Annotated in this window: 18 protein-coding genes; 7 read left to right on the top strand and 11 right to left on the bottom strand. The window is 67.4% G+C overall.

The window, feature by feature from the left end:
• Positions 1–13 precede the first annotated feature (13 nt).
• The 4 genes from gsiB to ADE01S_RS00115 all read right to left on the bottom strand — a co-directional run bounded on the left by gsiB (position 14) and on the right by ADE01S_RS00115 (position 5,495).
• Positions 14–1,567 (bottom strand): glutathione ABC transporter substrate-binding protein GsiB, encoded by a 1,554-nt coding sequence (gsiB, locus tag ADE01S_RS00100; protein ID WP_062679436.1) that lies wholly within the window; start codon positions 1,565–1,567, stop codon positions 14–16.
• A 66-nt stretch (positions 1,568–1,633) separates the two neighbouring features.
• Positions 1,634–3,511, bottom strand: a complete 1,878-nt coding sequence (locus tag ADE01S_RS00105) for a dipeptide ABC transporter ATP-binding protein (RefSeq protein ID WP_062679437.1) — start codon at positions 3,509–3,511, stop codon at positions 1,634–1,636.
• A 131-nt stretch (positions 3,512–3,642) separates the two neighbouring features.
• Entirely contained in the window at positions 3,643–4,623 is a 981-nt protein-coding gene (locus ADE01S_RS00110) for an isoaspartyl peptidase/L-asparaginase family protein (RefSeq protein WP_062679438.1), read from the bottom strand.
• Positions 4,620–5,495, bottom strand: coding sequence for a MurR/RpiR family transcriptional regulator (locus tag ADE01S_RS00115; protein WP_062679439.1), 876 nt, complete (start codon positions 5,493–5,495; stop codon positions 4,620–4,622). Before ADE01S_RS00115 ends, ADE01S_RS00110 begins: the two co-directional genes overlap by 4 nt.
• A 180-nt stretch (positions 5,496–5,675) precedes the next feature.
• On the opposite strand from ADE01S_RS00115, the gene ADE01S_RS00120 reads away from it, so the two are divergent.
• Positions 5,676–6,134 carry a GNAT family N-acetyltransferase gene (locus ADE01S_RS00120; RefSeq protein ID WP_062679440.1) on the top strand — a complete coding sequence of 153 codons (459 nt, stop codon included), beginning with the start codon at positions 5,676–5,678 and terminating at the stop codon, positions 6,132–6,134.
• Positions 6,135–6,224: 90 nt separating this feature from the next.
• Here the strand turns inward: ADE01S_RS00120 and ADE01S_RS00125 are convergent, their stop codons facing one another.
• From ADE01S_RS00125 to ADE01S_RS00135, 3 genes are all read right to left on the bottom strand, one after another.
• Positions 6,225–6,875, bottom strand: a complete 651-nt coding sequence (locus tag ADE01S_RS00125; protein WP_062679441.1) for a CoA transferase subunit B — start codon at positions 6,873–6,875, stop codon at positions 6,225–6,227.
• Positions 6,876–6,886: 11 nt separating this feature from the next.
• A complete protein-coding gene (locus ADE01S_RS00130) occupies positions 6,887–7,585 on the bottom strand; it encodes a CoA transferase subunit A (protein WP_062679442.1) in 699 nt (232 codons plus the stop codon).
• Positions 7,586–7,783: 198 nt separating this feature from the next.
• Complete coding sequence (locus tag ADE01S_RS00135) at positions 7,784–8,233, bottom strand: acyl-CoA thioesterase (RefSeq protein WP_062679853.1); 450 nt, start codon at positions 8,231–8,233, stop codon at positions 7,784–7,786.
• A gap of 111 nt (positions 8,234–8,344) precedes the next feature.
• Here ADE01S_RS00135 and ADE01S_RS00140 point away from each other — a divergent pair, with 111 nt between their 5' ends.
• From ADE01S_RS00140 to aptA, 6 genes are all read left to right on the top strand, one after another.
• Positions 8,345–9,991 carry an electron transfer flavoprotein-ubiquinone oxidoreductase gene (locus tag ADE01S_RS00140; RefSeq protein ID WP_062679443.1) on the top strand — a complete coding sequence of 549 codons (1,647 nt, stop codon included), beginning with the start codon at positions 8,345–8,347 and terminating at the stop codon, positions 9,989–9,991.
• A gap of 78 nt (positions 9,992–10,069) precedes the next feature.
• Positions 10,070–10,933: an NAD-dependent epimerase/dehydratase family protein gene (locus tag ADE01S_RS00145; RefSeq protein ID WP_062679444.1), complete on the top strand. Its 864-nt coding sequence runs from the start codon at positions 10,070–10,072 to the stop codon at positions 10,931–10,933.
• 71 nt (positions 10,934–11,004) lie between these two features.
• Complete coding sequence (locus tag ADE01S_RS00150) at positions 11,005–12,108, top strand: cytochrome P450 family protein (protein WP_062679445.1); 1,104 nt, start codon at positions 11,005–11,007, stop codon at positions 12,106–12,108.
• Positions 12,105–12,449 (top strand): antibiotic biosynthesis monooxygenase family protein, encoded by a 345-nt coding sequence (locus ADE01S_RS00155; RefSeq protein WP_062679446.1) that lies wholly within the window; start codon positions 12,105–12,107, stop codon positions 12,447–12,449. The genes ADE01S_RS00150 and ADE01S_RS00155 overlap by 4 nt, the downstream gene beginning before the upstream one ends.
• Positions 12,450–12,617: 168 nt before the next feature.
• Positions 12,618–13,505 carry a GntR family transcriptional regulator gene (locus ADE01S_RS00160; RefSeq protein WP_062679447.1) on the top strand — a complete coding sequence of 296 codons (888 nt, stop codon included), beginning with the start codon at positions 12,618–12,620 and terminating at the stop codon, positions 13,503–13,505.
• A 123-nt stretch (positions 13,506–13,628) separates the two neighbouring features.
• Positions 13,629–14,945 (top strand): omega-aminotransferase AptA, encoded by a 1,317-nt coding sequence (gene aptA, locus ADE01S_RS00165; RefSeq protein ID WP_087881338.1) that lies wholly within the window; start codon positions 13,629–13,631, stop codon positions 14,943–14,945.
• Positions 14,946–15,000: 55 nt separating this feature from the next.
• Here aptA and ltaE read toward each other — a convergent pair whose 3' ends face one another.
• The 4 genes from ltaE to ADE01S_RS00185 form a co-directional block, all read right to left on the bottom strand.
• On the bottom strand, positions 15,001–16,023 hold the full coding sequence (gene ltaE / locus ADE01S_RS00170) for a low-specificity L-threonine aldolase (RefSeq protein ID WP_062679448.1): 1,023 nt from the start codon (positions 16,021–16,023) through the stop codon (positions 15,001–15,003).
• 37 nt (positions 16,024–16,060) lie between these two features.
• Entirely contained in the window at positions 16,061–16,945 is an 885-nt protein-coding gene (locus tag ADE01S_RS00175; RefSeq protein ID WP_437340730.1) for a DMT family transporter, read from the bottom strand.
• Positions 16,946–17,075: 130 nt separating this feature from the next.
• A complete protein-coding gene (gene acs / locus ADE01S_RS00180) occupies positions 17,076–19,055 on the bottom strand; it encodes an acetate--CoA ligase (RefSeq protein WP_062679450.1) in 1,980 nt (659 codons plus the stop codon).
• A gap of 287 nt (positions 19,056–19,342) precedes the next feature.
• Entirely contained in the window at positions 19,343–20,563 is a 1,221-nt protein-coding gene (locus tag ADE01S_RS00185; protein ID WP_062679855.1) for an MFS transporter, read from the bottom strand.
• Positions 20,564–20,659 lie beyond the last annotated feature (96 nt).

The raw sequence follows: 20,659 nt of genomic DNA on the forward strand, positions 1-20,659 counted from the left end.
GCCCCGGGGGTGTTTACTGCTTCAGGTCGATGTCGCCGAACCAGAACGACGTATCCGGCTCCACGTACACGCCCGACAGGTTCTTCGACTTCACGTACAGGTTGTTCTGGGTCACCAGGAAGGCCCACGGCGCATCCTTCCAGATCGTTTCCTGGACGTTCTTGTAGATTTCCGTCTTCTTGGCGCGGTCCGTGGTGGCCAGGGCCTGCTGGATGCCGTCGTCGACCGACTTGTTCGAGTAGTACGACACGTTGTTCAGCACCGGCGGGAAGGCGGCGGTGGTCAGCAGCGGACGCAGGCCCCAGTCGGCTTCACCGGTCGAGGACGACCAGCCGGCGTAGTACATGCGGACCTTGGCGTCCTCGGGCTTCTGCACCTGCTGCACGCGCTGAACGCGCTGGCCGGATTCCAGCACTTCGACCGACACCTTGATGCCGACCTGCGCCAGCTGCTGTTGCAGGAACTGGACGACCTTCACCGAGGTGCCGTCGTTATAGGCGGACCACAGCTGGCTTTCGAAACCGTTGGGGTAGCCGGCTTCGGCCAGCAGAGCCTTGGCCTTCTTGATGTCGTACGGCCACGGACCCGTCTTGTGGGCGAAGTCCACGCCGGTGGGCACGACGCCGTCGACGATGGTGGCGTAGCCCGAGAAAGCGACCTTGGCCAGGGCTTCCTTGTTGATGGCGTAGTTGATGGCTTCACGCACCTTGACGTTGTCGAAGGGCTTCTGCTGCGTGTTCATCGACAGGTAGCGGGCCATGATCGAGTTCTTGTGATCGACCACGTCCAGCTTGTCGTTCTTCTGCAGCACGGCGGCCTGCTCGAACGGCACCGGGAAGGCGAACTGCGCCTCGCCCGTTTGCACCACGGCGGCGCGCGTGTTGTTGTCGGTCACGGTGCGGAAGGTCAGGGTGTCGACCTTGGGGTAGCCCTTCTTCCAGTAGCCGTCGAACTTCTTGACCTTCAGGTATTCGGCCGGCTTCCATTCGACGAATTCGAAGGGGCCGGTGCCCACGGGGTGGAAGCCGATTTCCTTGCCGTACTTGGCCAGGGCGGCCGGCGAGATCATCATGGCGGCCGGGTGGGCCAGCGCGTTGATGAAGGCCGAGAACGGCTTCTTCAGGGTGATCTTGATGGTCAGCGGGTCGACCACTTCGGTCTTCTCGATGACGCTGAACTGGATGTAGCGCGACAGGCGGTTTTCCGGGTTTGCCGGGCGGTCGAAGTTGATCTTGACGGCTTCGGCGTTGAAGTCGGTGCCGTCATGGAACTTGACGCCTTCGCGCAGCTTGAAGGTATAGACCAGGCCGTCTTCGCTGACGGTGTAATCGGTGGCCAGCACCTTCTGGACCTTCAGGTCCTTGTCGAACTCGAACAGGCCTTCGTAGTAGGCCTTGCCGGCCGCCTGGTTCAGGGTGCTGTTGGTGTTGTACGGATCGAGCGTTTCCAGCGCGATGGAGACGGCGAACGTCACGTCCTTGGCAGCGTGCGCCAGCGGCGAGCTGAGCATGCCGAAGGCTACCGCGGCGGCGGCCATCAGCTTGGTGGGGCGCAGAACTTTCATCATTGCAACTCCTGGTTCCATAAAGGAATTAGGGGGTTTGGTGGAAGAAAAACAAGTACGACAACTGACTCAATACGCTCCGCCGACCGGATGGCGGGCGACGAAGTGATCCGTTCCGACCTGCACCAGCGGCTGCACCACCGGTTCGTCGCCCAGTTTGCGGATCGGGCTGGGGATTTCATCGGACAGCAAAGTGCGCTTCAGGTGGCGACGGGCCGGATCGGCGATCGGCACGGCGGACATCAGCTTCTTCGTGTACGGATGCTGGGGATTCTCGAAAATGGCGCGGCGCGGGCCGATCTCGACGATCTGGCCCAGGTACATCACGGCCACGCGGTGGCTGACGCGCTCCACGACGGCCATGTCGTGCGAAATGAACAGGAACGAAATGCCCATGTCGCGCTGCAGGTCGATCAGCAGGTTCACGATCTGCGCCTGGATCGACACGTCCAGCGCCGACACGGATTCGTCCGCGATCACGACCTTGGGATTGAGGGCCAGGGCGCGCGCGATGCAGATGCGCTGGCGCTGGCCGCCGGAGAATTCATGGGGATAGCGCTGCGCCATCTCCGCCGGCAGGCCCACGCGCTCCAGCAGCTCGGCCACGCGGCGCTCGGCGTCGCGGCCCTTGGCCACGCCGTGCACCAGCAGCGGCTCCATGATAGAGAAGCCCACGGTCACGCGCGGATCGAGCGAGGCGAAGGGATCCTGGAACACGAACTGGATGTCGCGGCGCAGGGATTGCAGTTCGTTGTTCTTCAAGCGCACGATGTCGCGGCCGCCGAAGCGGATCTCGCCGCCCTGGCTGTCCACCAGGCGCAGCAGCGAACGGCCGGTCGTGGACTTGCCGCAGCCCGATTCGCCCACCAGCGACAGCGTTTCGCCGGGGTACAGGTCGAAGCTGACCCGCTCCACGGCGTGCACGCGGCGCTGCACGCGGCTCATGATGCCGCCGCGCAGGTCGAAACGGGTGACGAGATCTCGGACGCTCAGGATGGGCTCGCGCTTCTCGCCCGATGCCTGCGGCGCGACCGGCGCCTCTTCCGGCACGGCCTGGCCGTCCACCTGCAGCAGCGGGAAGCGCGCGGGCAGATCGGTGCCCTGCATCGCGCCCAGCTTCGGCACGGCCGACAGCAGCGCCTGGGTGTAGCGGTGCTGCGGCGAGGCGAACACGCGCTCCGACGGGCCTTCCTCGACCTTGTCGCCGCGGTACATGACCAGCACGCGGTCGGCCACTTCGGCCACCACGCCCATGTCATGGGTGATGAACACCACACCCATGTGCATTTCTTCCTGGAGCTGGCGGATCAGCTGCAGGATCTGCGCCTGGATGGTGACGTCCAGGGCGGTGGTGGGTTCGTCCGCGATCAGCAGCGCCGGCTTGCAGGCCAGCGCCATCGCGATCATCACGCGCTGGCGCATGCCGCCCGACAACTGGTGCGGATAGCGGTCCAGCACCGACTTCGCTTCCGGAATGCGGACCTGCTCCAGCATGCGCAATGCCTCGGCCCGCGCGGCCGCGGCGTCCTTGCCCTGGTGCTGGCGGATCGATTCGGCGATCTGGTCGCCGGCCGTGAACACCGGATTCAGGGAGGTCATCGGCTCCTGGAAAATCATGGCCATGTCCGCGCCGCGCACGTTGCGCATGACGCGCTGGCTGGAGCCGGCCAGGTCGATCACCGAGCCGTTGCGCCGCCGCAGGGCCATGCTGCCCTGGGCGATGCGCCCGCCGCCATGCTCCACCAGCCGCATGAGCGCCAGCGACGTCACCGATTTGCCCGAACCCGATTCGCCCACGATGGCCAGGGTCTCGCCCCGGTCCACATGGAACGACAGATTGCGCACGGCTTCGACCGTGCGCTCGGATCCCACGAAGCGCACCGTCAGGTCGTCGACCTGGACCACGCGGTTATCCGGCATCGCCAGGCTGTTTGCGCGATCAACCATCTTTATTCAATCCCCAAAAAATTACATTCCCGCGCCGCGCCCCCGGGCTTGCCGCCTCCGAGCGGCCTCTGCCCCCGGGACGGCCCGGCGGGGAAATACTTACCCCCGCGCCGGCACGAACCTCTCGCCGCTTATCGATAGATCGCGGTGACCGGCTTTTCGCCGACGCGGGCATAACCCCGGTACATGCCTTCCGTATTGAACGGCAAGGCCACATTGCCCTGGGCGTCGACGGCCACCAGGCCGCCCTTGCCGCCGATGGTGGGCAGTTTTTCGTTCACGACGCGGTCCGCGGCCGCTTCCAGCGACGCGCCGCAGTACTCCATCTGCGCCGCCACGTCGTAGGCGGCGACCATGCGGATGAACATCTCGCCGGTGCCCGTCGTGGACACCGCGCACGTCTTGTTGCTGGCATAGGTGCCGGCGCCGATCAGCGGCGCGTCGCCCACGCGACCGACCTGCTTGTTGGTGATGCCGCCGGTCGAGGTCGCCGCGGCCAGGTTGCCCTGGGCGTCCACGGCGACCGCGCCCACCGTGCCGAACTTCTTGTCGGCGTCCAGCGGGTCGGCCGGCGCGGGCTGGCCGCGCGCGACCATGGCCTGGCCGTCGTGGTCCAGCACGGCGGCTTCCGGCGTCTCGCGCTGCACGCGCAGCAGCTGTTCGCGGCGGGCCTCGGTGGAGAAGTACGAAGGATCGACCAGCTCCAGGCCCTCTTCCTGGGCGAACGCCTCGGCGCCCTCGCCCACGAAGAAGACGTGCTTGCTGTTCTCCATGACCTTGCGCGCGGCGAACACCGGATTGCGCACGCGGTGCACGTTGGCGATCGCGCCGGAACGCAGCGTCGCGCCGTCCATGATGGCGGCGTCCAGCTCGTGGGTAGCGGCGCTGGTGAACACCGCGCCGTGGCCGGCGTTGAACAGGGGGCAATCCTCCAGCAGGCGGACGGCTTCGGTCACGGCGTCCAGGGCGCTGCCGCCCCGGGCCAGCACGGCCTGGCCGGCGGTCAGGATGGACTCCAGCGCGCTCAGGTATTCCTGTTCTTTCTCGGGCGACATGGCCGCGCGGGACATCGCGCCGGCGCCACCGTGAATGGCGATCACGGGTTGAATCATCGTTTACCTACTCCATGGATGAGCCACGGCATGACGGACTGGGTCACCCCAGCGGCGGCCGCGACGGAATTCTTGGCCCGATAGGCCACCGCCGCCGACAGGGCTTCGATCAGCCCCAGCGCGGCGGTTTCGGAATTGGGGCTCAACTGGCGCGCGGAAAATGCGTACAGCACCACGGAGGCCGTGGGCGCCAGCGGCGAGGTGGGCTTGTCGGTCAGCACCAGGACGGGCACGCCGGCCTGCTTGGCCGCGCCGGCCAGCGTGACCGTGTCGGCCAGGTAGCGCGGAAAGCCGATGGCGATCACGAGGTCCTTGGCCGTCATCCGCGACATCTGGCGCGCGGCGTGCGAAACGCCGCCGGGCCCCGCCAGCGATTCGACCGAGTGCAGATGCATGCACAGGCCGCGCTGCAGCAGGCCGGCCAGGAAACCGCTGGCGCCGAAGCCGATGATGAACACGCGCTCCGCGGCCAGGATGGCGTCCACCGCCTGCTCACAGGCGGCGGCGTCCAGCGACTGGAGGTTGCGCTGCGCGTTGCGGATGTCCTCTTCCAGCGTCGCGGCGAAGATCTGCACGGCGCTGGCGGAATGGGCGAGTTCGGTGCGCAGCTTTTCCACGGGCTCCAGCGCGGCTTCGAAGCCGCGCGCCAGCTCGGCGCGGAATTGCGGATAGCCCGGCAGGTCCAGGGCGCGCGCGAAACGGTTCGCCGTGGCGACCGATACTCCGACCGCCGCCGCGAATTCGTCGATGGTCATGGTCGCTACCCGGAACTGGTGCGCCAGGACGTAGTCGGCCATCTTGTGCTGGGTCCGGCTCAGCGCGGGCTGGGCCCGGGCGATCCGATCAGCGATCGTAAGTGCGGCCTTGTTCATCGAAGGAAAGGGGGAGGCGGTAGCGGAGGTTTATGTAAATCTGTTTACATGCAAATTTTAGATAAGAAAATAGATTTTCATACTAAGGGTATACCCGTGCAAAAATGTAACAGTGGAGCCGCTGCCCGCGAACCGGCCTGAGGTACCCTGGTCGCCCTTTCTTTTTTCTATCGTCTTGCCATGCCCGCCTGGATCTGCAAACCGCACGCCGAACTGACGCCGACCGAGCTCTACGCCATCCTGCGGCTGCGCTCCGAAGTCTTCGTGGTGGAACAGAACTGCGTTTTCCTCGACATGGACGGCAAGGACCTGCAAGGGCAGACCGAGCACCTGATGGCCTGGGACGGCGGCGCGCTGCTGGCCTATTGCCGGCTGCTCGAACCGGCCCGGAACGAGGGCCGGGTCGTCATCGGCCGGGTGATCACGGCGCCGGCCGCGCGCGGCACGGGTCTGGGGCATGAACTGATGCGCCGCGCCAAGGCCGAGGTTCAGCGCGTCTGGCCGGGTCAGCCGGTGTACCTGGGCGCGCAGGCGCGCTTGAAGGGCTACTACGGCGGGCACGGCTTCGTGCCGGTGACCGACGAATACATGGAAGACGGCATCCCCCACGTGGGCATGCTGCTGTCCGAATCGGCCTGAGGGCCGCCCCGCCGGCCCCATGAAAAACGCCCCTTGCGGGGCGTCGGGCAAAGCGTCTGGTTGCCGGCCGCGAGACGGTCGGCGGCCCGGCTACAGGCCGGACACGTCCAACTTGGCCAGCGTCTTGGACTGGATTTCGTCCACCGTCACGCCGGGCGCCGTTTCCAGCAGTTTCAGGCCGTTTTCGGTGACTTCCATCACGCCCAGGTCGGTGATGATCAGGTTGACCACGCCCACGCCCGTGAGCGGCAGCGTGCATTCGGGCAGGAGCTTGATGTCCTCGGTGCCGTCCTTCTTCTTGGCCACGTGCTCCATCAGGACCACGACGCGGCCCACGCCCGCCACCAGGTCCATGGCGCCGCCCATGCCCTTGACCATCTTGCCCGGGATCATCCAGTTGGCCAGGTCGCCCTTTTCGGAGACCTGCATCGCGCCCAGGATGGCCAGGTTGATCTTGCCGCCGCGGATCATCGCGAACGAATCGGCCGAGGAGAAGATCGAGGACCCCGGCAGGGTCGTGACCGTCTGCTTGCCGGCGTTGATCAGGTCGGCGTCGACCTCGTCGTCGGTGGGGAACGGGCCGATGCCCAGCAGGCCGTTCTCGGATTGCAGCCACACTTCCACGCCCTTGGGCACGTGGTTGGCCACCAGGGTGGGCAAGCCGATGCCCAGGTTCACGTAAAAACCGTCTTGCAGTTCGCGCGCGGCGCGAGCCGCCATTTCATCGCGGGACCATGCCATGTCTGTTCTCCTTAGGCCGGGCGAGTGGTGCGTTGTTCGATGCGCTTTTCGGGCGTGGCGTTCAGCACGATCCGTTGCACATAGATGCCGGGCAGGTGGATCTGGTCGGGATCCAGGGTGCCGGTCTCAACGATTTCCTCGACTTCGACCACGGTCAGCTTGCCCGCCATGGCGACGTTCGGGTTGAAGTTGCGGGCCGTCTTGCGGAATACCAGGTTGCCGCTGCGGTCGGCGATGTGCGCCTTGACCAGCGACACGTCGGGCACCAGCGAGCGTTCCATCACGTACTGCTGGCCGTCGAACTCGCGGATTTCCTTGCCGTCGGCCACGATCGTGCCCACGCCCGTGCGGGTGAAGAACGCCGGGATGCCGGCGCCGCCGGCGCGCAGCTTCTCGGCCAGCGTGCCCTGCGGCGTGAATTCGAGTTCGAGTTCGCCCGACAGGTACTGGCGCTCGAATTCCTTGTTCTCGCCCACGTAGGACGCGATCATCTTGCGGACCTGGCGCGTATTGAGCAGCTGGCCCAGGCCGAAGCCGTCGACGCCCGCATTGTTGCTGATGCAGGTGAGGTCCTTGACGCCCGAATCGCGCAGCGCGGCGATCAGGGCTTCGGGAATACCGCAAAGGCCGAAACCGCCCACGGCGATCATCTGACCGTCCTTGACGATGCCTGCCAGCGCCTCCTGGGCGCTTGCATAAACCTTGTCCATCGCTCCAACTCCTAGTTAAGGTCGAACTGAAGAGGGTCCCTCCCGCCGCTTGCGCGCAAGCGTCCCGCGCGGGGATCGAGAAGATCGGGATGGGCCCTGTTTTCTATTGCTTTTGTGATCTCGCGCTAGATTTTACCGGCATGCCCGGCCAACGCACGCCCTATTTTCCCGGGAGCGGAGCCCCCGGGCAAGCGCGCCTCAGGCCGCGGGCCGGAACATCGCGCCCAGCTGCGCCAGCACCGCCGGCGGCCACGCAGCGGACGCATTGGCCACATAATCCATCCAGACTAGCACGTTGCGTCCGCGGGCATAGGGGCCCGAGGGATCGTCCGACTTTTCCAGCAGCAGTTCGAATTCGGCGCTGGAGCGGCCGATACGCAGGACCTTGTGCGTGACGCGCACATTGGCGGGATAGGTCAGGGGACGCAGGAAATCGCAGGAGGCATGGGCCAGGATCGGACCCATGTCCGAGGGCAGCTCGAAGCCGGCCCCGTAGAGGATCTGCATCCGGGCCTCTTCCATGAGGCGGAAATACAGCGTGTTATTGAGATGGTTCAAAGCGTCCGAGTCGCCCCAACGCAAAGGCAATTCCGTTTGGTGGATATCGCCCACCTCAAGAATCCGTGCAGACAAATTGTCCGGGTTCACCAATAGCTCCTGATGGCTGAATGAAATACGAAGGCGGGCATGGCGCCGCCTGCAATACAATCGCCGATAATACTTCCAGCCATATATGGAATACATACGGGGAGCTTTGCAATGTCTGAACGCGAGTCGATGGAATATGACGTGGTCGTGGTTGGCGGTGGCCCCGCCGGCCTGGCCACCGCAATCCGTCTTAAGCAGCTGGCCGCTGAGAAGAATCAGGAAGTCGGCGTCTGCGTACTTGAAAAGGGCGCGGAACTGGGTGCGCACATCCTGTCCGGCGCCGTCATGGACCCGCTGGCGCTGACCGAGCTCATCCCCGACTGGAAGGAAAAAGGCGCGCCGCTGAACGTGCCCGTCACGCAGGACAAATTCCTGTTCCTGTCCGAAACGGGCGCGCGCGGCACGCCCAACTGGCTGCTGCCACCCTGTTTCCACAATGAAGGCAACTACATCGTCCGCCTGGGCGACGTCGTCAAATGGATGGGCGAGCAGGCCGAGGCGCTGGGCGTGGACATCTTCCCGGGCTTCGCCGCGGTTGAAGTCCTGTACGACGAGAACGGCGCCGTGCGCGGCGTGGCCACCGGCGACATGGGCGTGGCCCGCGACGGCAGCCACACCGACCACTACCAGCCCGGCATGGAACTGCACGCCCGCTACACGGTGTTCGCCGAAGGCGCGCGCGGCCAGCTGGGCCGCCAGCTGATCGAACGCTACAAGCTCGACGACGGCCGCAATCCGCAGTCCTACGGCATCGGCATCAAGGAAATGTGGGAAGTCGATCCGGCCCAGTCCAAGCCCGGCCTGGTCATCCACACGGCCGGCTGGCCCCTGGATTCCGACACCTACGGCGGCTCCTTCCTCTACCACCTGGACAACAACCTGGTGGCGGTCGGCATGATCGTGGGCCTGGACTACGCCAACCCCTGGCTCTCGCCGTTCGACGAATTCCAGCGCTACAAGACGCACCCCGCCATCCGCGGCACGTTCGAGGGCGGCAAGCGCATCGCCTACGGCGCGCGCGCCATCACGGCCGGCGGCCTGCTGGCGCTGCCCAAGCTGACGTTCCCCGGCGGCGTGCTGGTCGGCTGTGAGGCCGGCTTCCTGAACGCCTCGCGCATCAAGGGCAGCCATGCCGCCATCAAGTCCGGCAAGCTGGCCGCCGAAGCCGCCTTCGACGCCCTGGTCGCCGACCGCCGCCAGGACGAGCTCTCGGCCTACCCGCGCGCGTTCGAGAACTCCTGGCTGCATGCCGAGCTGAACAAGGCCCGCAACTTCAAGCAATGGTTCAAGAAGGGCCGCACCATCGCCACCGTGATGACCGGCGTGGAGCAACTGCTGCTCAAGGGCAAGATGCCCTGGACCCTGCGCCACAACAAGCCCGACCATGCCTGCCTGCAGCCGGCGTCGCAATGCGCCCGCATCGACTATCCCAAGCCGGACGGCAAGCTCACCTTCGACAAGCTCAGTTCGGTGTTCATCTCGAACACCAACCATGACGAAAACGAGCCCGTCCACCTGACGCTCAAGGACCCGAACATCCCCGTGCAGGTCAACCTGGCCAAGTACGGCGGGCCGGAGTCGCGCTATTGCCCGGCCGGCGTGTACGAGTTCGTCAAGGACGACCACGGCGAGGACCGCCTGCAGATCAATGCGCAGAACTGCGTGCACTGCAAGACCTGCGACATCAAGGACCCGACCCAGAACATCGTCTGGGTGGCCCCGCAAGGCGGCGAAGGCCCCGTCTACAGCGGCATGTAAAACGGCCGGACGCCTTGCGCGCCCGGTCACCGAAGGCGCCCCGCGGGGCGCCTTTTTTTCGACGAGCAGGACTATTCCATGACCGAACGCGTACTCCTCATCGGCTGCGGCGACCTGGGCCAGCGAGTGGCCCGGCGCTTCCTGGCGCGCGGCGACGAAGTCCTGGCCCTGCGCCGCCATCCGCCGGCCGACGGCCCGCAGGGCATCCGCTGGCTGCGCGGCGACATCTCGCGCCCCGACGGGCTGCCCGCGCTGCCTGCGGGCGTTACCCGGCTGATCCACCTGCCCGCGCCCGGCGCGCGCGACCCCGCCGCCTACCGCGCCGTCTTCATCGACGGCCTGGCCAACGTGCTCGACGCGCTGGACACGTCGCGGCTCGAACGCGTCGTGTTCGTCTCGTCCAGCGCCGTCTACGGCGAACACGATGGCGACTGGGTCACCGAAGACACGCCGCCCTCTCCGCTGGGCGCCAACGGCCGGCTGCTGCTGGAGGCCGAGGCCGCGCTGGCGGCCCGCCGCCTGCCGTCCACCGCCTTGCGGCTGGCGGGCCTGTACGGCCCCGGCCGGTTGCAGCTGATCGAGCGGCTGCGCAGCGGCGCGGCCGGCGCGCCGGTCCAGCCCGAGCATTGGGCCAACCGCATGCACATCGACGACGCAGCCGCCGCCGTGGTCCATCTGGCATTGCTGCCCGAGGTGGCGCCGGTGTACATCGGCTGCGACGATACGCCGCTGCCCCTGCACGCGCTGTATGCCGAACTGGCCCGGCTGGCCGGCGCGCCCGCGCCGCGCGTGGCGCCCGCGCCCGCGAACGTCGGCAGCAAGAAGCTCAGCAATGCCCGGCTGCGCGCCAGCGGATTCACGCTGCAATGGCCGGATTCTCGCCAGGGCTACGCCGCGCTGCTCGCCGAGCGCGACGCCCGGGACGGGCCGCCGCAGGCATAGTTCGCCACGCGCCGAATCGTCGGCTGCGAACCTGCCGGATACTGGCGCCACCTCCACTGACGCCCGCCGCCATGTATCCCGCCCATCCCCTGGACGCGGTCACGCATCCCGACCCCTATCCCTACTACGCCGCGCTGGCCCGCGGCGCCCCGCTGTATCGGGAGCCCGCGCTCGGGCTCTGGGTCGCCTGCCATCCCGACGCCATCCGCGCCGTCATGCGGCATCCGGCCGCGCGCGTGCGGCCGCCCGATGCGCCGGTTCCCCCCGCCCTGTGCCCGGGTCCGGCGGCAACGCTGTTCGGCCGCTTCGTGCGCATGAACGACAGTGCGCCGCATACGCGGCTCAAAGGCTTGCTCATGGACTTCACGCGCGAGCAGGAACCCCTTCCGGAGACGGTGGCCTGGCCCGACACCGGAGCGCTCACGGCGAACGCCGTCGACCGCTACCTCGCCGCGGCCCCGGTGCACGCGCAAGCCGCCTTCCTCGGTCTGCCGCCCGGCGTCTACGCCGACTGCGCGGCGGATATCAGCGCCTTCCTGTCGGGCTTGCCCGAGGTTTCCGCCGGCCCCAAGACCACCGCCGCGCACGCCGCCGCCGAACGCCTTCAGGGCCGTCTCGAATCGCACCTGCAAGCCCCGCAGGCTTCGAGCGCCTTGCGCGGGCTGCGCGATGGGGGCATACGCGCCGATCTGACGCCGGCCCTGCTGGCCGCGAACCTGGCGGGCCTGTTGTTCCAATCCTGCGAAGCGGGCGCGGGCCTGCTGGGCAACGCGCTCGTCCTGGCCGGACGCCGCGGCATACGCGGCGCGGTCCTCGACGGACAGGCCGAGACCTTGGTGGACGAAGTGCTGCGCACGGACCCGCCAGTGCACAATACCCGGCGTTTTCTCGCCGCCAGCGCCGAGATCTGCGGCCAGCGCATCGAAGCCGGAGAGACAGTGTTGCTGGTCCTGGCCGCCGCAGCCATGATCGAGCCCGAGGCGCACTGGCCTTTCGGGGCGCTGGGGCACGCCTGTCCCGGCGCCGGACTGGCCCGCCGGCACGCGGCCGCGGCGCTTGCGCATTTGGTGAGCGCGGGCGCCGACACCGTAGCGCTCGCGGCTCGCTTCCGCTACCGGCCGCTGCCCAACGCGCGCGTTCCGCAATTTGATTTCCCCAAGGAGCCATCCCAATGATCGCCGTGATATTCGAAGTCGAACCCGCCAACGGCAACCCCGAGCCCTATCTCGCAATAGCCGCCGGCCTCATCGAGGAGTTGAGGGCCGTGGACGGCTTCATCTCGGTCGAGCGCTTCCAGAGCCTGAGCAATCCGGGCAAGCTGCTGTCGCTGTCGTTCTGGCGGGATGAAGACGCCGTACGCCGCTGGCGTTCTTTGGAGTCGCACCGCCGCGCACAGGAGGCCGGACGCGGCGGCGTATTCGCGGGCTACCGCCTGCGAGTTGCCCAGGTGCTGCGCGACTACGGCATGGATGAACGTCGGGAGGCCCCCATGGACAGCCGCGAGCGGCACGGCTGAGACCGGCGATTCCTGGCACCCAGGTCCAGAGGGGGCTTCTAATTTGTACTAATATAAGAAAATAATCAATATAAGCACCCCCCCCTGCTATCGCAGGCGCGGCGCCCGCGCCGCATCGCTCTCCGGTACCATTCCCCTTCCCTCGCCACGCGCGCCGCTGCCCCGTCCATGTCCACCGCCGTTCCTGCCCGCCCCACTCCGCTGCAAGTCGACCTGGCTCGCCACATCGCGGAAGATATCGTGGCCGGACGCTACGCCCCGGGCGACCACCTTTCCGAGGAGGCGCTGGCCGCGAACCACGAGGTCTCGCGCACCCCGGTGCGCGGCGCGCTCAAGCTGTTGGCCGCGCAGGGTCTGATCATGCATCGCCCCAACAGCGGCTATACGGTGGCGGCGCGCGCCGCCGTCGCGCTTCCCGCGATCGAGGGAGCCGGCCCCACCCAGGACGAGCTGTACCGGCGACTGATCGGCGATCGCGCCTCGCGCGCGCTGCCGGACACGTTTACTGAAAGCGACCTGCTCCAGCGCTACCCCGCGCCGCGCAGCGTGCTGGCCAAGGCGCTGCTGCAGCTGTCCGCGGACGGCCTGATCGAAAAGCGCAAAGGCCACGGCTGGCAGTTCGCGCCGTCGCTGGAAAACCGAGACGCGCTCAACGAAAGCTACCGCTTCCGCATGACGGTCGAATGCGCGGGGCTGCTGGAGCCCACGTTCCACCCGGACAAAGAGGCCCTGGAGCGCATGCGCGCCGCGCACGAGGCGCTTGCCGCGCGCAGCGACGACAGCAGCGACATCTCGGCCGCGGAATTCTTCAATTTGAACGCCTCGTTCCACGAAATGCTGGCGCGCTTCTCGGGCAATCGCTACATCCTGCAGGCCGTGCAACAGCAGAACCAGCTGCGCCGGCTGGAGGAGCATCGCGCGTTCTATCACCTGGCGCAGTACTCGAACTCCAGCCGCGAGCATTTGCAGATACTGGCTGCGATCGAGGACGGCGACCAGGAATGGGCCGCCCAGCTGATGCGGCAGCATCTGAAATCCGCGCTGCAACGCTCCTGATCCCCTGAGCCTTTCCCGCCGGCCCATGCCTGGGCCTGGATTGTTTTCGCTCAATCCAAATTGTACTTTTCTTATTGTTAGTACATAATGGAATATCACTCACTGGCCCAGCAGGATTGTCTTATGTCGCCCCAGATTCCAAGTTCCGAGGCTTATTGGCTGCCCTTTACCTCCAATCGCCGCTTCAAGCGCAACCCCGTCATATTCAGCGGCGCGCAGGACATGTACTACTTCCGCCCCGACGGCAGCGAGGTGCTCGACGGCATCGCGGGACTGTGGTGCGTGAACGCCGGCCATGGCCGGCCCGAGATCGTGCGGGCCATTTCGCGGGCGGCGGCGGACCTCGATTACGCCTCCTCGTTCCAGATGAGCCATCCGCTCGCCCTGCGCTTCGCCGATGAGTTGATTCAGGCAGCGCCTGCCGGCTTTAGCCAGGTGTTCTTCTCGAACTCGGGTTCGGAGGCCGTGGACACCGCGCTGAAGATCGCGCTGGGCTACCACCGGGCGCGCGGCGACGGCCAGCGCGTGCGCCTGATCGGTCGCGAGCGCTCGTACCACGGCGTCGGTTTCGGCGGCCTGTCGGTCTCGGGCATCGCGGGCCACCGCAAGCCTTTCGGCAATTTGCTGCCCTTCGTCGACCACCTGCCCCACACCTACGACCGCGAGAAAATGGCCTACACCCGCGGCCAGCCCGAGTGGGGCGCGCACCTGGCCGACGCGCTGGAACGCATCGTGGCCTTGCACGACGCCTCGACCATCGCCGCGGTCATCGTCGAGCCCGTTGCCGGTTCGACGGGCGTGCTCGTGCCGCCCCGCGGCTACCTGCAGCGCCTGCGCGAAATCTGCGACAAGTACGGCATCCTGCTGATCTTCGACGAAGTCATCTGCGGATTCGGACGCATCGGCGGCGCGTACTCCGCTTCGCACTTCGACGTGATGCCGGACATCATCACGAGCGCCAAGGGGCTGACCAACGGCGCGGTCCCCATGGGCGCCACGCTGGTGCGGGAGCACGTGTACGAAGCCTTCATGCAGGGACCGGAAAGCGCCATCGAGCTGTCGCACGGATATACATACTCGGGCCATCCGGTGGCGTGCGCGGCGGGCCTCGCCACGCTCGATATCGCGCGGCGCGAAAACCTGTTCGAGCGGGCCGGCGAACTAGGGAAGGAATGGGAAGACGCCGCGCATTCGCTCAAGGGCGCGCCGCATGTGGTCGACGTGCGCAACATCGGCCTGCTGGCCGCGATCGAGCTGGCCCCCGAGGAAGGCAAGCCCGGCCAGCGCGGCTATGCCGTGCACCAGGCCTGCCTGGAGCGCGACTGCCTGATCCGCTCGGCCGGCGACACCATGCTGCTGTCACCGCCGCTCACGATCGAACGCCATCAGATGGACCGACTCTTCTCGACGCTGCACGACGCGTTGCGGTCCCTGCCCTGACGCCTGCCGGCGCGCGGCGCGGCCTGGAAGCCAGCGCCGCGCGCTACCGCGGCGTTCAACGCGGAGCGGTGGAGCAGTAGTCGGCCACGGCGCGCACCGCGCGGCGCACGTCGTCCGCGCTGATGTCCAGGTGGGTCACCAGGCGCGTCGGCCCGCCGTACACCGCGCGCATTTTTATGTTCTGCGCGTCCAGCGCGGCGGTCAGGCCATCGCACAGCGCCGGCTCGACCTGAACGAACACCATGTTGGTGTCCTGGCTCAGCACCGTCACGCCGGCAATGCCTCCCAGCCCCTCGGCCAGCAGGCGGGCGTTGGCGTGATCCTCGGCCAGCCGGTCGACGTTGTGCTCCAGCGCGTACAGGCAGGCGGCCGCCAGCACGCCGGCCTGGCGCAGGCCGCCGCCCAACATCTTGCGCCACCGGTGCGCGCGGGCGATCAATTCGGCGCTGCCCACCAGGACCGAGCCCACCGGAGCGCCCAGGCCCTTGGAAAAGCAGATCGACACCGAGTCGAAGGGCTGGCACATGTCCGCCAGCGGCTTGCCGCTGGCCACCGCCGCGTTGAACACGCGCGCGCCGTCCAGATGCGTGGCCAGGCCGTGCTGGCGCGCCCAATCCGTGGCAGCCTGCACGTAGGAAGCCGGGATCAGTTTGCCGTGGAAGGTGTTTTCCAGCGCCAGCAGGCGGGTGCGGGCGAAATGCGCGTCGCCCGCGGGCTTGAGCGCGGCGGCCAGCTTCTCCAGCGGCAGCGAACCGTCCGCCGCGTGTTCCACCGGCTGGGGCTGAATGCTGCCGAGCACGGCCGCCCCGCCCCCTTCGTACTTGTAGGTGTGCGCCAGCTGGCCCACCAGGTATTCATCGCCCCGCTCGCAGTGCGCCATCAACGCGCCCAGGTTGCTTTGCGTGCCCGAGGGAAAGAACAGGCCCGCCGCCTTCCCGGCGCGCTCGGCAACCGCTTCCTGCAGCCGGATCACGGTGGGGTCGTCGCCCATCACGTCATCGCCCAGGGGCGCGGCGACCATCGCCTGCAGCATGGCCGCCGAGGGCCGGGTAACGGTGTCGCTGCGCAGATCGATCATGGAAAGTCCTTGGATGGAAGATGAATTCGGAAAGCGCTCATTCGGCGCGCGGCGCGGGCGCGGCGCGGCTCACGACCCAGATGCCGGCCAGGATCAGCGCCATGCCGCCCAGCTCGACGGCGGTCGGCCGCTCGGACAACAGCGCCCAGGCCAGCAGCATGGCCACGACGGGCACGCCCAGGCTGGACAGGCCGGCGATGGACGCGGGCACGCGGCGCACGACCTGCAACCACAACAGCCAGCCGGCCGCCGTCGCGATCAGCACGATGTAGGTCATGCCGGCCCAGAGCTGCCAGCCCCATTGCGCCGGCATCTGCGGCACCAGCAGGGCCAGCGGCACCATCGCCAGGCCGCCGAACAGCATCTGCCAGGCGGTGAAGGTCATCACGTCCGGCGCGTGGCGCTCGAACATGCGCTTGGACAGCACCGTGCCCACGCCCCAGCTCAGGCCGCTGCCCAGGCCCAGCAGCACCGGACGGATATCGCCCAGGCCGTTCCAGGGTTCCACGAAGCAGACGAGCCCGACCGCGGCCAGGCCCATGCCCAGGCCGTGCCTGGCGGTGGGCCGCTCGCGCAGCAGCCACCAGGCGAACAGGATCACCCAGAACGGCATGGTGTAGGCCATGAGCGACACCTTGCCCACCCCGCCCGTCACCAGCGCCGTCTGCACGAACCCCTGGAAGCCCGCCGTCTGGGTCAGGCCGATCAGCAGGGTCAGTTTCCAGGGCGGCATGGCCAGCGGCCGGCGGGTCGCGATCGCCAGCGCGAACAGCACCAGGCTGCCCACTACGTAGCGCAGCGCCACGAAATCGAACGGGCCGATATAGGGCACGATCAGTTTCATCGCGATCCAGCTGCCCGCCCAGACCAGGATGGTGCTGAACATCAGGGCTAGCCCCGCCCGATCGAAACTGCTGCTCACGTGTCTGGCTCCGTGGAGATGCGGAAGAAAAAAAGAAAAGGCGCCCGGCGCCGGCGGGTTGCCGGCACGGGCGCCTCACATTATGCGCCTGTCGCGCAGCGGGCGGCCGGCAAGTGCCGGCCGATCGCGCTCACAGGGGCTTGGACAGCTGGTCGAGAATGGCGGGGTTCTCCAGCGTGGAGACGTCCTGCGTGACTTCCTCGCCCTTGGCGACCACGCGCAGCAGGCGGCGCATGATCTTGCCCGAGCGCGTCTTGGGCAGGTTGTCGCCGAAGCGGATGTCCTTGGGCTTGGCGATGGGGCCGATTTCCTTGGCCACCCAGTCGCGCAGCGTCTTGGCGATGGCCTGCGCCTCGTCGCCTTCCGGACGCGCGCGCTTGAGCACCACGAAGGCCACCACGGCTTCGCCGGTGGTGTCGTCCGGGCGGCCCACGACCGCGGCTTCGGCTACCATCTCGTGCGCCACCAGCGCCGATTCGACTTCCATCGTGCCCAGGCGGTGGCCGGACACGTTCAGCACGTCGTCGATGCGGCCCATGATCCAGAAGTAGCCGTCGGCGTCGCGTTGCGCGCCGTCGCCCGCCAGGTAGTAGCCGCGCAGTTCAGGCGGGAAATAGCTCTTCTTGAAACGCTCCGGATCGCCCCAGATGTTGCGGATCATCGCGGGCCACGGCCGCTTGATGACCAGGAAGCCGCCATTGCCCTGTTCGACGTCGGCCCCGGTCTCGTCGACGATGGCCGCCGCGATGCCCGGCAGGGGCAAGGTGCAGGAACCCGGCTTGGTCGGGGTAGCGCCCGGCAGCGGCGTGATCATGTGGCCGCCAGTCTCGGTCTGCCACCACGTATCCACGATGGGGCAGCGCTCGCGGCCCACGTTCTTGTGATACCACATCCAGGCTTCGGGATTGATGGGCTCGCCCACCGTGCCGATGATGCGCAGGCTGTCCAGGTCGTAGTTCTTCGGATGCGCTTCGGGCGAGGCCTCGGCCGCCTTGATCAGCGAACGGATCGCCGTGGGCGCGGTGTAGAACGTGGTGACTTTGTGGCGAGCGATCATGTCCCAGAAGCGGCCGGCGTTCGGGTAGGTCGGCACGCCTTCGAAGACCACCTGCGTGAGGCCGGCGGCCAGGGGACCGTAGGTGATATAGGTGTGGCCCGTGACCCAGCCCACGTCGGCCGTGCACCAGTACACGTCGTCCTTGCGGGCGTCGAAGGTCCACTTCACCGTCAACAGCGCCCACAGCAGATAGCCCGCCGAGGAATGCTGCACGCCCTTGGGCTTGCCGGTGGAGCCGGAGGTGTAGAGGATGAACAGCGGATGCTCGGCGTTGACGGACACGGGCGCGCAGGTGTCGGGCTGGCCGGCCTCGACCTCGTGCATCCAGAGATCGCGGCCTTCGTTCCATTGCACCTTGCCGCCGGTGCGGCGGTACACGATGACCTTGGAGACGGCCTCGCAGCCGCCCATGGCGAAGGCTTCCTCGACCGCGGGCTTGAGCGGGATGGTCTTGCCGCCGCGGACCTGCTCGTCGGCGGTGATGACCAGCGACGCGCCCACGTCCATGATGCGCTCCTGCAGGCTCTTGGCCGAGAAGCCGCCGAACACCACCGAGTGCGTCACGCCCAGGCGCGCGCAAGCCTGCATGGCCACCACGGCCTCGATCGACATCGGCATGTAGATGATGGCGCGGTCGCCCTTCTTGTAGCCCAGCGCCGCGATGCCGTTGGCGAAGCGGCACACGCGGGCCAGCAGTTCGCGGTAGGTCACCTTGTCGACACGGCCGTCGTCGGCCTCGAAGATGATGGCGGTCTTGTCGGCATTGCCGTTGGTCAGGTGCACGTCCAGGCAGTTGGCCGAGACGTTGAGTTCGCCGTCGCCGAACCAGCGGTAGAACGGGGCGTCGGATTCGTCGAGGACTTGCGTGAACGGCTTGGTCCACTGCAGGTTGTCGCGGGCCTGCCCGGCCCAGAAGCCATCGAAGTCGTTCTCGACCTGCGCGCACAGCGCGTTATAGGCTTCCATGCTGGGAATGGCGGCGCCCTGCGCCGCGCGCTCGGGCGGCGGGAAAACACGGGTTTCCACCAGGACGGACTCAATAGCGTTCGACATGATTTTTGTCTCCAATCGGTGATTCTGTTGTTTATGCCGCTTTTTTCATTACCCACCTGCAACCGTATCGCCGCGCTCTTACGGGCACCTTACGCAAAATGCGGGCCGGAGCCCGCAAGCGCGCAGGAGCCCGGAGCTCCGACAATGCCGGCCTCGGCTCGGAACATCCGAACCAGGCACGGATCAAGCGGCATGCACAAGCCAACAACGCACCGGCGCCGCCTTGCGAAGGCGCCGCCGCTGGGCAGACCATAAGGATAGCAGCCACGGCCCCGTTTTCGCGACCCTCAGGCGGCGCGCCGGGCCAGGCCCCGCTTCATGTCCACGCGCGACAGCAGGACGAGGCCGCCCACGAAGAACAGGCCGGTCACCAGGATGGCCAGCCGGTGGTTGCCGTGCGTGGCCCAGGTCACCAGCCCGTAGGTCAGCGGGCCGATCACGGCGGCCAGTTGCACCGCGAAGGTCCATAGCGAAAAGAACTCCGCCAGCCGGCCCGCGGGCGCGAGCGCCCCCGTCATGGCCCGGCCCGCGCTCTGGGTCGTGCCCATGCACAGGCCCGCCAGCGTGGCGGCCACCCAGAACACCGGCGCCGTCACGGCGGCATAGGCCACCAGGACCATCGCGATCCAGCCCACCAGGGTCATGGCCAGCGCCGGCTTGTGGCCGATGCGGTCCTGCACGTAGCCGAACGAGAATGCGCCCGCCGCGGCGCCGATGTTCACCGTGAACACCAGCAGCATGATCTGCGGCGTGGTGAAGCCCATGACCTCGGAGGCATACACGGCCGCCAGCGTGATCACCACCGAGATCCCGGCCTGGTAGCAGGCTATGCACATGAGCAGCCGGCGGAATTCGGGAAAGTGCATTCCGGTTTCGCGCCACGCGTAGGCCAGGCGCTTGAACATGTGCAGCGCCTCGGGCCGTCCCTGCGGCTTCGCGCGCTCGCGCAGCAGGAAAAAGGACGGTAGCGCCGCCAGGGCAAATACCGAGCAGGTGACGACGATGACCCAGGGCACGAAGTGCTCGGCGGTCTCGCCGCGCGCCTCGGCCAGGGTCACGACGACCAGCGACAGGCCCAGGGTGAGCATGCCGCCGCAATAGCCGAAGCTCCACCCCCAGCCGGACACGCGGCCCAGCGCCGTGGGCTTGGCGAGCTCGGGCAGGAACGCCGCGACCACGGATTCGCCCACGCAATAGCAATAGTTGGAGACGACGATGGCCGCCAGCGCGAGCCAGACGTCGCCCGGGCCCGCCTGCGTCAGCACCAGGGTGGCGGCGACGCAGCCCACCGTGCTCGTATAGAGCAGGCGCCGCTTGCCCGCGCGCGCGTCGGCGCGCGCGCCCAGGGTGGGCATGGTGAGCATGATGAGCAGATAGGACAGCGACAGCGCCGCGGTCCAGGCCAGCGTGGCCCACGGGGCGCGCCCGCCCACCACGCCGACGAAATAGGTGCTGAACACCGCCGTGAGGATCACGGTGGTGTAGCCGGAATTGGCGAAGTCGTACATGGCCCAGGCCCAGACTTCGCGCTTGGCCACGCCCGGATTCAGGGGGCTGTCGCCCCCCGATCCGGCGGTCTGCCCGGAAGCGTCGGCCGACGCTTC

The organism is Achromobacter denitrificans NBRC 15125, assembly GCF_001571365.1.
Classification (GTDB): domain Bacteria; phylum Pseudomonadota; class Gammaproteobacteria; order Burkholderiales; family Burkholderiaceae_B; genus Achromobacter; species Achromobacter denitrificans.

What these genes read in the sequence shown, in the direction of transcription:
- gsiB (WP_062679436.1), bottom strand. Translation starts at nt 1,567, where the DNA reads ATGATGAAAGTTCTGCGCCCCACCAAGCTGATGGCCGCCGCCGCGGTA.
- ADE01S_RS00105 (WP_062679437.1), bottom strand. Translation starts at nt 3,511, where the DNA reads ATGGTTGATCGCGCAAACAGCCTGGCGATGCCGGATAACCGCGTGGTC.
- ADE01S_RS00110 (WP_062679438.1), bottom strand. Translation starts at nt 4,623, where the DNA reads ATGATTCAACCCGTGATCGCCATTCACGGTGGCGCCGGCGCGATGTCC.
- ADE01S_RS00115 (WP_062679439.1), bottom strand. Translation starts at nt 5,495, where the DNA reads ATGAACAAGGCCGCACTTACGATCGCTGATCGGATCGCCCGGGCCCAG.
- ADE01S_RS00120 (WP_062679440.1), top strand. Translation starts at nt 5,676, where the DNA reads ATGCCCGCCTGGATCTGCAAACCGCACGCCGAACTGACGCCGACCGAG.
- ADE01S_RS00125 (WP_062679441.1), bottom strand. Translation starts at nt 6,875, where the DNA reads ATGGCATGGTCCCGCGATGAAATGGCGGCTCGCGCCGCGCGCGAACTG.
- ADE01S_RS00130 (WP_062679442.1), bottom strand. Translation starts at nt 7,585, where the DNA reads ATGGACAAGGTTTATGCAAGCGCCCAGGAGGCGCTGGCAGGCATCGTC.
- ADE01S_RS00140 (WP_062679443.1), top strand. Translation starts at nt 8,345, where the DNA reads ATGTCTGAACGCGAGTCGATGGAATATGACGTGGTCGTGGTTGGCGGT.
- ADE01S_RS00145 (WP_062679444.1), top strand. Translation starts at nt 10,070, where the DNA reads ATGACCGAACGCGTACTCCTCATCGGCTGCGGCGACCTGGGCCAGCGA.
- ADE01S_RS00150 (WP_062679445.1), top strand. Translation starts at nt 11,005, where the DNA reads ATGTATCCCGCCCATCCCCTGGACGCGGTCACGCATCCCGACCCCTAT.
- ADE01S_RS00155 (WP_062679446.1), top strand. Translation starts at nt 12,105, where the DNA reads ATGATCGCCGTGATATTCGAAGTCGAACCCGCCAACGGCAACCCCGAG.
- ADE01S_RS00160 (WP_062679447.1), top strand. Translation starts at nt 12,618, where the DNA reads ATGTCCACCGCCGTTCCTGCCCGCCCCACTCCGCTGCAAGTCGACCTG.
- aptA (WP_087881338.1), top strand. Translation starts at nt 13,629, where the DNA reads ATGTCGCCCCAGATTCCAAGTTCCGAGGCTTATTGGCTGCCCTTTACC.
- ltaE (WP_062679448.1), bottom strand. Translation starts at nt 16,023, where the DNA reads ATGATCGATCTGCGCAGCGACACCGTTACCCGGCCCTCGGCGGCCATG.
- acs (WP_062679450.1), bottom strand. Translation starts at nt 19,055, where the DNA reads ATGTCGAACGCTATTGAGTCCGTCCTGGTGGAAACCCGTGTTTTCCCG.
- ADE01S_RS00185 (WP_062679855.1), bottom strand. Translation starts at nt 20,563, where the DNA reads ATGTACGACTTCGCCAATTCCGGCTACACCACCGTGATCCTCACGGCG.